Below are 9,571 nucleotides of genomic sequence, written 5' to 3'. Positions count from 1 at the left end.
CAGCGATGGGGCAACGCGCGACAGGCCCTGGGCCAGTTCGGTGGAGCCTTGCGATTTCAGGGTATCGGCGCGGACAACGTCGACGGGGACCAGAGTATCGAGGCGCGAGCGGCGGACAGCACGTTGACCGGTGACGACGATTTCGCTGGGCGCTTCTTCGACAACTGCGGTGGTGTCTTGGGCAAATACGGCGGGAGCAAAGCCGAGGCCGGCGGCCAAAGCGATGGCGCTGGCGCTGGCGGTGTAGAGGCGAGATTTCGACATAATGTCTTTCCTTGAGACGTGCATTTTATGGCTCCGGTGCGTCCGGTTCTCGCCCTAATTGGTTGTGATACGGTGTGGATTGAAGGGGTGTGCGCCGCAACATTTTCTGCCGTCTGGCGTTAGAAAATCTATTTTTGTGATCACGCGGCAGCGCAGCGTCTCCAAAATTTAGAGATTATCCCCGCATAGCAAAAACCCCGGCAGTTGCCTGCCGGGGTTTGAAACGTCAAAGGTCCTGAAAGCTTAGGCTTGCAGGTTGACCGCCGAGGTCTTGCCCTTTTCGGTAGCCAGTTCGTAGGTGATCTTCTGGCCGTCGTTCAGGCCGCGCAGGCCCGCGCGCTCAACAGCGGTGATGTGGACGAACACGTCGCTGCCGCCGGCGTCGGGCTGAATGAAACCAAAACCCTTGGTGGAATTGAACCACTTTACTGTACCTGTGGCCATGATGGCCTCCTTTAATGTCGCACATTCGTGCATGAAGTTCGGGTGGAATTACGCGAACTGGATCCGAAAGTAGCGATATCTGGAAGCGGGCCGTAAGGCGGTCGTCTGGGAAACCGTCGATCTCGAATTACCCTACAATACCGCGATTTCTTATCTTGGCAAGAAAAAACCCGGCAGGATTTCCTGCCGGGTTTTTCTTGTAAGCTCTTAAGAAGCTTAAGCTTCGTAAGGTGCATCGGCGATTGCCTGGCCGGCACCGCCTTCCAGCATGTCGGCAGCAGCGGCTTCGTCAGCGAGACGATCTTCCTCGAACTGCGCGGCGATGACGTTCTCACCGGCGGCCTGACGATCAGCTTCGTCCTGCGAACGGGCGACGTTGACCGAAATCGACACGGTCACTTCGGCGTGCAGGCGAACCTTGATGGCATGAACGCCCAGGGTCTTGATCGGGGTGTCGAGCGAAACCTGATTACGCTCGACCTTGCCGCCGGCTTCAATGACCGCGTCGGTGACGTCGCGAGCATTGACCGAGCCGTACAACTGACCGGAGTCACCCGCCTGGCGGATGATGACATAGGTCGTGCCGTCCAGTTCAGAGGCGGCCTTTTCGGCGCCGGCCTTGGCGGCGGCGTTACGGGCGACGATCTGGTCCTTCTGGGCCTCGAAGACCTTCAGGTTGGCGGAGGTGGCGCGCAACGCCTTGTGGCGCGGCAGCAGGTAGTTACGGGCGAAGCCGTCCTTGACACCGACGACATCGCCAATGGTGCCGAGGTTTTCGACGCGTTCCAGCAAAAACAACTTTCATGGTTTTCTACTCCTTACTTCACAACGTAAGGCAGCAGGGCCAGGAAGCGGGCGCGCTTGATGGCCTTGGCCAGTTCGCGTTGCTTCTTCTGGCTCACGGCCGTGATGCGCGAGGGGACGATCTTGCCGCGCTCGGAAATATAGCGCTGCAGCAGCTTGACGTCCTTATAGTCGATCTTCGGAGCGTTGGCGCCGGAGAACGGGCACACCTTGCGGCGGCGGAAGAACGGACGACGGGCCGGGCCGGAGCCGACGGGCGCGCCGGGGGTCGGAGCGGTTTCGATATCAGCCATGGTGATCAGGCTCCTTGTTCGGCGGCAAACGTTTCAGTGCGCTCAGCGCGCTCGGGACGGTCGCGGCGCGACAGGATCGGGGACAGTTCCAGATCCAGTTCTTCGACGCGGACGGTCAGGAAACGGATGACGTCTTCGTTGATGCCGAGCTGGCGTTCCATTTCCTTCACGGCGGCAGCCGGGGCGTCGATAGCCAGCAGGGAGTAGTGACCCTTGCGGTTCTTCTTGACGCGATAGGTCAGGTTGCGCAGACCCCAATATTCGATCTTGGCGATGTGACCGCCATTGTCTTCGATGAGGTGCTTGAGTTGATCGTTAAGGGCTTCCGCCTGTTGCGGCGAAATGTCCTGCCGTGCGATCACGGTATGTTCGTAAAAGGGCATTCAGATCCTCTTCCGTTGAGGCGGGTGGCGCCATGTCCGGCGGAAGTCCGGGCACGCCGATGGATCAGGAACTCGCAATTGAGACTGACCACCCGTCAGGGGAACAGGGCCTATAAAGGAAGACAGCCGCAAAGGCAAGGGCCGCAAGCATCTTCTGCCTGCGGCCCCAATAGATATCCGTACGAGGCGAATTACTTGCCGGCGCCGACGGCCTTGAGAAGAGCCGGGACGTGGGTCGCGGCGTCACCGCTGTCGTGAACGAAAGCGATGCGTCCGTCCTTGCTGATTACGTAGGAGATGCGGCTGGACATGTTCATGGTGCCCATCTGGGCGTCATAGGCCTTGGTCACGGCCACATTGACATCCGACCCCACCGCGAACTTGCCGGCGCAATCCTTCTTGGAGAAGTCCTTCAGGACATCAATGCCGTCGGCTGACATACCGATGACGGTGACGTGTTTGGCCTTGAACTGCGGGATGGCCTCGGAGAACTGGCGGGCTTCCAGCGAGCAGCCGCCGGTAAAGGCCTTGGGGTAGAAATAGACGACGACCGGGCCGTCTTTCAACGCTTCCTTCAATGAGAAGGTAGAGACATTGCCGTCGGTGGCGGCGGGTGCGGTGAAGTTCGGCGCCTTGTCGCCGACCTTGAGCGCGGCCAAAGACGGCGTAGCGGCAGCAAGGCCGAGAATAGAAAGGCTTACGAGGGTGGAACGAACAAACGGCGTCATGGCGGTGTCTCCCTTTTGGCGCGGACGATAGCCCTTATACGCGCGACCGGCAAGTTGGGTTACATCAATGGCGCGAGGGCAAGCAAAATAGCTTTTGCTTGCCCTCGCGCGCGGTTCGGCCTATCCAGTCGCCCGCTCAATTCTGAGGAGGCCCGTAATGACCACAGCGTTCGTTTTTCCAGGACAAGGCTCGCAAAACGTCGGCATGGGGGCGGAGTTGTACGACACCTTTCCGCGTGCCCGCGCGGTCTTCGATGAGGTCGACGAAGCCCTGGGACAAAAGCTCTTCCAGTTGATGCGCGAAGGCCCCGAATCCGATCTCACCCTGACCGAGAATGCCCAGCCGGCCATCATGGCGGTGTCGATAGCCGTCGCCCGCGTGCTGGAAGGCGATTTCGGCATCGCCTGCACCCGTGCAAAATACGTTGCCGGACACTCGCTGGGCGAATATTCCGCCCATGCCGCCGCTGGCACCTTCAGCCTGACCGACACAGCGCGGCTGCTGAAGATCCGCGGTCAGGCGATGCAGGCGGCGGTCCCGGTCGGTATCGGCGCCATGGCGGCCCTTATCGGCAAGGCCGACCTGGCCCTGGCCGAAGCCGCCTGCCAGGCCGGTTCGGCTGGCGGTGTAGTGGTGGTCGCTAACGATAACAATGCCGGCCAGATTGTCATTTCCGGCGTGAAAGCCGCCGTCGAGATCGCCATGGAAAAGGCCAAGGAACTGGGCGCCAAGGCCATGCTTTTAAACGTTTCTGCGCCGTTCCACTGCCCGCTGATGCAGCCGGCCGCCGATGCCATGGCCGACGCTCTGGCCAAGGTCAACATCAATGCGCCGGTCTCGACATTGGTGGCCAATGTCACCGCCCGCCCAGTGGCGGACAAGGCCGATATCGCTGGTCTCCTGGTCCAGCAGGTGACCGGCCGTGTACGTTGGCGTGAAACGATGGAATGGCTCGGTGCCAAAGAATCGGAAAATGGCGGGGGCGTGACCTGCATTGCCGAACTGGGCGCCGGCAAGGTGCTGACGGGCATGATCAAGCGCAGCCTGCCGGATGTGACGGCCGTCGCCCTTAATGGCGCCGCTGACTTCGAAGCCTTCGCCAAGGATCTGGCCTGAATTCACATACACCTTGATACCCCCACCGCCGTGTCGTAAGCCGCGCCGGTTGCAGACAGGAATCGGAGAGCCTCCATGTTCGAACTAACCGGTAAGACCGCCCTCGTCACCGGGGCCACCGGCGGCCTGGGCGCCGAAATCGCCCGCGCCCTCCACAAACAAGGCGCCAAGGTCGTCCTGTCCGGCACCCGGGAAAACGTCCTCGCCGACCTCGCTGCCGAACTGGGCGACAATGCCTTCATTGCCGCCGCCAACCTGTCGGACTCAGCCTCTGTCGATGGCCTTGTCGCCAAGGCCGAGGAAGCTGCTGGTTCCGGGCTTGACATCCTAATCGCCAATGCCGGCATTACCCGCGACGGCCTGTTGATGCGCATGAAGGACGAAGACTGGGACACGGTCATCAAGGTCAATCTGGAAGCCTATTTCCGCCTGGCCCGCGCAGCCACCAAGGGTATGATGAAGCGCCGCTCCGGGCGTATAATTGGCATCACCTCGGTTGTCGGCGTTACCGGCAATCCAGGCCAGACCAACTATGCCGCCTCGAAGGCCGGCATGATCGGCTTCTCCAAGGCCCTGGCTCAGGAAGTCGGCTCGCGCGGCATCACCGTCAACTGCATTGCGCCGGGATTTATTGCCTCGCCGATGACCGAAGAGTTGAATGACGCCCAGCGCGCCACCATCTTGCAACGTATCCCCGCCGGCGCTTTGGGCAATGGAGCGGATATTGCTGCGGCTGCGGTCTATCTGGCCAGTAACGAAGCCGGTTACGTGACGGGACATACCCTGCACGTCAACGGTGGTATGGCGATGATTTGATTGCCGCAACGCAACAGACGCTGACGCAATTGCGCTTTTGTGTTGGTTAAGAGTGTGGTACGCAACGGCTGAATCGGCTTGAAACCTTACAACTGTGTGGTTACAAGCCGAAACCCGAAATTCTCATTGCCCCGCGTGGCCGAAAGGTTTACGGGGGCCTGAATGTCTAAACCTCTGAAGGGACAATAAATGTCTGAAGTTCTTGAACGTGTTCGCAAGATCGTGATCGACCACCTGGACGCCGATCCGGACAAGGTGACGGAAAAGGCGAGCTTTATCGACGATCTGGAAGCCGACAGCCTCGACATCGTCGAGCTGGTCATGGCTTTCGAAGAGGAGTTCGACATCGAAATACCCGACGATTCGGCTGAGCACATCCTGACCGTCGGCGACGCCGTCAACTACATCCAGGACAAGCTGGCCGCCTAAGCTCGCGCTTGGATCGGTTATAAGCGCGGCTGCAAACCTGAATTTCGGGTTTGGCCGCGCTTAATTTTTTGAGTATGCCATAGCGACCAATTGAAAACCGTCAGGCTGAGCTGAAAAGGGCTGGTTTCGAGAACCGGAGCGGAGCGTACTTAAGTACGTGAGCGCCGGAAGCGCAGAAAACGGCCCTTTGCATGTCGGCCGGATGGATTTACAAAGGTCTCTATTAACATCGCCGCTCGGGGTTTCAGATGGGGGCATCTGGCCGGGCGGTTCAGGGAAACGATACGCCTATGGTACGTCGCGTTGTCATCACCGGCCTCGGCCTGATCTCGCCGTTGGGCGCCGGGGTCGAGATTTCGTGGAAACGTCTGTTGGACGGTCAGTCCGGCGCAGGCCCGATCACAGCATTCGATACAACCGACTATGCCTGTACAGTCGCTTGCGAAGTTCCGACCGTTGACGGCCGCGGTGGTGGCGGTCCCGATATCGAAGGCTCGTTCGATCCGTCCAAGGTCCTGTCGAACAAGGAACGCCGCAAAGTCGACGACTTCATCCTGTACGGTATTGCGGCCGCTGATGAAGCTCTGAACGACGCCGACTGGCATCCCGAAACCGAAGAAGACAGGATCCGCACCGGCGTCATGATCGGTTCCGGTATCGGTGGCCTTGGCATCATCGCGGCCACGGCTCTGGAACTGCGTGACAAAGGCCCCAAGCGGATTTCGCCCTTCTTCATTCCGTCCTCCCTGATCAATCTGGCCTCGGGCCAGGTATCGATCCGCCATGGCCTCAAGGGGCCGAACCACTCCGTCGTCACGGCCTGTGCCACCGGTGCTCACGCCATCGGTGATGCCTCTCGCCTGATCGCCCACGGCGATGCCGACGTTATGGTCGCCGGCGGGGCGGAATCGGCCATCGTGCCGATCGGCATTGCCGGCTTTATCGCCTGCCGCGCCCTGTGCACCGCGTTCAACGACAATCCGACCCAGGCCTCGCGTCCCTATGACAAGGATCGTGACGGCTTCGTCATGGGCGAGGGCGCGGGCGTCGTTGTTCTGGAAGAATACGAACATGCCAAGGCCCGCGGCGCCAAGATTTATGCCGAGGTCCTGGGCTACGCCCTGTCGGGTGACGCCTACCACATCACAGCGCCTTCGGAAGACGGCGAGGGCGGCTATCGCGCCATGGTCGCTGCGGCCAAGGACGCAGGCATCGACCCGGCGACCATCGACTATGTCAATTCCCACGGTACGTCGACCATGGCCGACTTTATCGAGCTGCGCGCCATCGAGCGTTTCCTCGGTGAACGCGCGGCGACCGCGACCGTGTCTTCGACCAAGTCCGCCATCGGCCACCTGCTGGGTGGTGCCGGCGCCGTCGAAGCCATCTTCTGCGCCCTGGCCATCCGAGATCAGGTGGCGCCGCCGACGATCAACCTGGCGAATCCTGCCGAGGAAACCCAGGTCGACCTGGTCCCCAACAAGGCCAAGAAGATGAAGATTGACCGCGTCATGTCGAACAGCTTCGGCTTTGGCGGCACCAATGCCGCCCTCATTCTGGGTAAGGTCGAGGCATGATCCGCTGGCTGCGCCGTGACGGGAAAGCGGCCCCGGCCAAGGGGGGAACGGGCGCGCTGCTTGCGCCCGTGGCCGGCCTTGTTGCCGGTATCGTTCTACTCATCATGGCCGGCGGCATGTTCTTCTATGCCCAACTCTACGGTCCCGGTCCCAAACTGGCCGACAATGCCGCGGTGAAGGAAGTCACCTTCCAGCGCGGCACCAGCGTCACCGCCATGAGCGAGGCGCTGGAAAAGCAGGGGGTCATCCGTTCGGCCAACCTGTTCCGGATCGTCGCCAAGATGCGCGGCCACGCCAACCGTTTGCGCGCCGGCACCTATGCCTTTCCCGCCGGGGATTCCCTGGTCGATGTGCTGGTCCGCATGGAAACCGGCAAGGTGGTGCGCAACTTCGTCACCATCCCCGAAGGCAAGACTTCAGCCCAGGTGGTGCGCCTGCTGATGGCACAGGAACACCTGACCGGTGAGATCGAAACGCCGCCGGAAGGTGCGATCCTGCCGGAAACCTACGAATTTCAGCGCGGTGAAACCCGTGAAGCGGTACTCGACCGCATGCTCGACGCCGGTCGCAAGACGCTGGACGATCTTTGGGCAAAACGCGCGCCGGACCTGCCCTTCAAGAACAAGGAAGAGGCCCTGATCATGGCCTCGATCGTCGAGCGAGAAACGGGTCTGGCCGCCGAACGTCCGCGCGTCGCCGCCGTCTTCGTCAACCGGCTGAAGCAGGGCGTCCGCCTGGGCTCGGACCCCACCGTAATCTATGGCGTGTCGCGCGGTGAACCCCTGGGCCGCGGCCTGACACGGACCGAACTGGATACCTGGTCGCCGTGGAACACCTATCAGATCGACAAGCTGCCGGTGACTCCCATCGCCAATCCGGGCCGTGCCGCCATCGCCGCCACCCTGAATCCGGCCAAGACCACCGACCTCTATTTCGTCGCCGATGGCACCGGCGGCCATGTCTTCGCCGCCACCTACGAAGAACATCTGGCCAATGTCGCCAAATGGCGCCAGATCGAGTCGGAAGTGTCCCGCTACTCCACGCCTGCCGTCGATTCGGCCTCGGCCGTGGCCTCGTCGCCGACCTCAGGCGACGGCGCGAAAACCCAGGCGGCCATTCGCCTCCAGGGTAAGTCGCACTGATGACTATTGCCTCCATGACCGGTTTCGCCCGCGTAGAGGGCAGCGCGGGAGACACCGCCTGGGTCATCGAAGTCCGCAGCGTCAACGGCCGCAGCCTCGACGTTAAATACCGCTTTCCTCCGGGTTTCGAAGCCGTCGAGCGACTGGGACGTGAACTGGTCAAGGGGCGGCTGACCCGTGGTCAGGTTACCCTGAATGTCTCGGTCAGCTCGGCGACCGGCAAGGGGAGCGTCGGCATCAACCACGATGTTCTGGCTGCCTATCTCGACGCGGGGCATGACCTGATCAAGGCCGGCAAGGTCAAAAAGCCTCGTCTGGATGGCCTGTTGTCCCTGCGCGGTGTTATTGACAGCGCCAGCGACGATCGTGAAGGCCTGGACGAAGCCGGCGAGGCCGCCTTGGGGGCCGATCTGGCGCGGGCGTTTGACGGCCTGAAGGCCGCGCGCGAGGCCGAGGGGCGGGCGCTGAATGCCATATTGAAATCGCAGCTGGTCGCCATGGCGGCCGCTCTGGAACGCGCCAAGTCACTGGCGGCGCAGCAGGTCGAGATTATTCGCGACCGTTTTACCCGCCGTATGAACGAGCTGCTGGCCGATCAGGCCGGGTTCGAGGAGCGCGTTCTGCAGGAAGCCGCCGTCCTGGCCGCCAAGGCCGACGTCCGCGAGGAACTGGATCGTCTGACCTCGCACATCGACCAGGCTCATGGTCTGATCGACGGCGAACCGGCGCCCGGCCGCAAGCTGGACTTCCTGGCCCAGGAATTCATGCGCGAAGCCAACACCCTGTGTTCCAAGGCGGCCTTTATCGAGTTGACCCAGACCGGCCTGGAGCTTAAGTCCGTGATCGACCAGTTTCGCGAACAGACTCAGAATGTGGAGTAATTAATGGACAAGCTGCGCCGCGGCCTGATGATGATCGTGGCAGCGCCGTCGGGGGCTGGCAAGACGTCGCTGTGCCGCCGCCTGGTGTCCGACCACGCTGATCTGGATCTGTCGATCTCGGTGACGACGCGCGGTGTGCGTCCGGGCGAAAAGGACGGACGCGACTACCATTTCATCAAGCAGGAAGAGATGGACAAGCTGATCGCGGATAAGGCGCTGCTGGAATACGCTTCTGTCCACGACGCCATGTACGGCTCGCCGCGTGACCCGGTCGAAAAGGCGCTGAGCCATGGGCGCAACGTCCTGTTCGACATCGACTGGCAGGGCGCCCAGCGCATATCGGCCAGGGCGCCGGGCGATGTCGTGCGGGTGTTTATCCTGCCGCCGTCGATGGCGGAACTGAACCGCCGGCTGGTGGCGCGCGCCCAGGACGACGACGATGTGATCCAGCGCCGCATTTCGCGCGCCAAGAACGAGATTTCGCACTGGGCGGAGTACGACTACATCATCCTGAACGATGATTTCGACCGGTCCTATGCCGAACTTGTGCATATCTATCATGCCGAGGCGTCACGCCGGGCGAGGGGGCTGTGGATTTCGCCCTTCGTCGACGAACTGATGGCCGAGAAGATTTAGATCTGCTGGGGTTCAAGCGGCTTGGAAAGGCCGATCTAATACCAATCCGCGATGACC

At 61.5% G+C, this 9,571-nt stretch carries 12 protein-coding genes and 1 pseudogene; 7 read left to right on the top strand and 6 right to left on the bottom strand.

Annotated features, from left to right (window positions below):
* The 6 genes and pseudogenes from ABI_RS26310 to ABI_RS18565 form a co-directional block, all read right to left on the bottom strand.
* Positions 1-264, bottom strand: a pseudogene (locus ABI_RS26310) (TonB-dependent receptor); the annotation flags it as partial.
* Positions 265-507: 243 nt separating this feature from the next.
* On the bottom strand, positions 508-708 hold the full coding sequence (locus tag ABI_RS18585; protein ID WP_006274598.1) for a cold-shock protein: 201 nt from the start codon (positions 706-708) through the stop codon (positions 508-510).
* Positions 709-924: 216 nt separating this feature from the next.
* On the bottom strand, positions 925-1,506 hold the full coding sequence (gene rplI / locus ABI_RS18580; protein ID WP_040309606.1) for a 50S ribosomal protein L9: 582 nt from the start codon (positions 1,504-1,506) through the stop codon (positions 925-927).
* Positions 1,507-1,526: 20 nt separating this feature from the next.
* Positions 1,527-1,805 carry a 30S ribosomal protein S18 gene (gene rpsR, locus ABI_RS18575; RefSeq protein ID WP_006274596.1) on the bottom strand — a complete coding sequence of 93 codons (279 nt, stop codon included), beginning with the start codon at positions 1,803-1,805 and terminating at the stop codon, positions 1,527-1,529.
* Positions 1,806-1,810: 5 nt separating this feature from the next.
* Entirely contained in the window at positions 1,811-2,188 is a 378-nt protein-coding gene (rpsF, locus tag ABI_RS18570; protein WP_006274595.1) for a 30S ribosomal protein S6, read from the bottom strand.
* Between the two features lie 191 nt (positions 2,189-2,379).
* The gene (locus tag ABI_RS18565) at positions 2,380-2,916 is read right to left on the bottom strand and encodes a peroxiredoxin (protein ID WP_006274594.1); all 537 of its coding nucleotides are present in this window, start codon (positions 2,914-2,916) and stop codon (positions 2,380-2,382) included.
* Between the two features lie 157 nt (positions 2,917-3,073).
* Here ABI_RS18565 and fabD point away from each other — a divergent pair, with 157 nt between their 5' ends.
* From fabD to gmk, 7 genes are all read left to right on the top strand, one after another.
* Complete coding sequence (fabD, locus tag ABI_RS18560; protein WP_006274593.1) at positions 3,074-4,033, top strand: ACP S-malonyltransferase; 960 nt, start codon at positions 3,074-3,076, stop codon at positions 4,031-4,033.
* A 75-nt stretch (positions 4,034-4,108) separates the two neighbouring features.
* Positions 4,109-4,849, top strand: coding sequence for a 3-oxoacyl-[acyl-carrier-protein] reductase (gene fabG / locus ABI_RS18555; RefSeq protein ID WP_006274592.1), 741 nt, complete (start codon positions 4,109-4,111; stop codon positions 4,847-4,849).
* 189 nt (positions 4,850-5,038) lie between these two features.
* Positions 5,039-5,278: an acyl carrier protein gene (locus tag ABI_RS18550; protein ID WP_006274591.1), complete on the top strand. Its 240-nt coding sequence runs from the start codon at positions 5,039-5,041 to the stop codon at positions 5,276-5,278.
* A 290-nt stretch (positions 5,279-5,568) separates the two neighbouring features.
* On the top strand, positions 5,569-6,855 hold the full coding sequence (fabF, locus tag ABI_RS18545) for a beta-ketoacyl-ACP synthase II (RefSeq protein ID WP_006274590.1): 1,287 nt from the start codon (positions 5,569-5,571) through the stop codon (positions 6,853-6,855).
* Entirely contained in the window at positions 6,852-7,997 is a 1,146-nt protein-coding gene (gene mltG, locus ABI_RS18540; protein ID WP_006274589.1) for an endolytic transglycosylase MltG, read from the top strand. Before fabF ends, mltG begins: the two co-directional genes overlap by 4 nt.
* Positions 7,997-8,878, top strand: coding sequence for a YicC/YloC family endoribonuclease (locus ABI_RS18535; protein ID WP_040309605.1), 882 nt, complete (start codon positions 7,997-7,999; stop codon positions 8,876-8,878). Before mltG ends, ABI_RS18535 begins: the two co-directional genes overlap by 1 nt.
* A 3-nt stretch (positions 8,879-8,881) precedes the next feature.
* Positions 8,882-9,514: a guanylate kinase gene (gmk, locus tag ABI_RS18530; protein WP_006274587.1), complete on the top strand. Its 633-nt coding sequence runs from the start codon at positions 8,882-8,884 to the stop codon at positions 9,512-9,514.
* The last annotated feature ends 57 nt before the right edge of the window (positions 9,515-9,571 follow it).

It is taken from the genome of Asticcacaulis biprosthecium C19, assembly GCF_000204015.1.
Taxonomy (GTDB): domain Bacteria; phylum Pseudomonadota; class Alphaproteobacteria; order Caulobacterales; family Caulobacteraceae; genus Asticcacaulis; species Asticcacaulis biprosthecius.
This window is presented reverse-complemented; position numbering and strand designations above follow the sequence as displayed.

Bases quoted from the DNA above. Each gene is read 5' to 3' on its own strand.
- ABI_RS18585 (WP_006274598.1), bottom strand. From the start codon at position 708: ATGGCCACAGGTACAGTAAAGTGGTTCAATTCCACCAAGGGTTTTGGT.
- ABI_RS18535 (WP_040309605.1), top strand. From the start codon at position 7,997: ATGACTATTGCCTCCATGACCGGTTTCGCCCGCGTAGAGGGCAGCGCG.
- ABI_RS18550 (WP_006274591.1), top strand. From the start codon at position 5,039: ATGTCTGAAGTTCTTGAACGTGTTCGCAAGATCGTGATCGACCACCTG.
- rpsF (WP_006274595.1), bottom strand. From the start codon at position 2,188: ATGCCCTTTTACGAACATACCGTGATCGCACGGCAGGACATTTCGCCG.
- gmk (WP_006274587.1), top strand. From the start codon at position 8,882: ATGGACAAGCTGCGCCGCGGCCTGATGATGATCGTGGCAGCGCCGTCG.
- rpsR (WP_006274596.1), bottom strand. From the start codon at position 1,805: ATGGCTGATATCGAAACCGCTCCGACCCCCGGCGCGCCCGTCGGCTCC.
- ABI_RS18565 (WP_006274594.1), bottom strand. From the start codon at position 2,916: ATGACGCCGTTTGTTCGTTCCACCCTCGTAAGCCTTTCTATTCTCGGC.
- fabD (WP_006274593.1), top strand. From the start codon at position 3,074: ATGACCACAGCGTTCGTTTTTCCAGGACAAGGCTCGCAAAACGTCGGC.
- fabF (WP_006274590.1), top strand. From the start codon at position 5,569: ATGGTACGTCGCGTTGTCATCACCGGCCTCGGCCTGATCTCGCCGTTG.
- mltG (WP_006274589.1), top strand. From the start codon at position 6,852: ATGATCCGCTGGCTGCGCCGTGACGGGAAAGCGGCCCCGGCCAAGGGG.
- fabG (WP_006274592.1), top strand. From the start codon at position 4,109: ATGTTCGAACTAACCGGTAAGACCGCCCTCGTCACCGGGGCCACCGGC.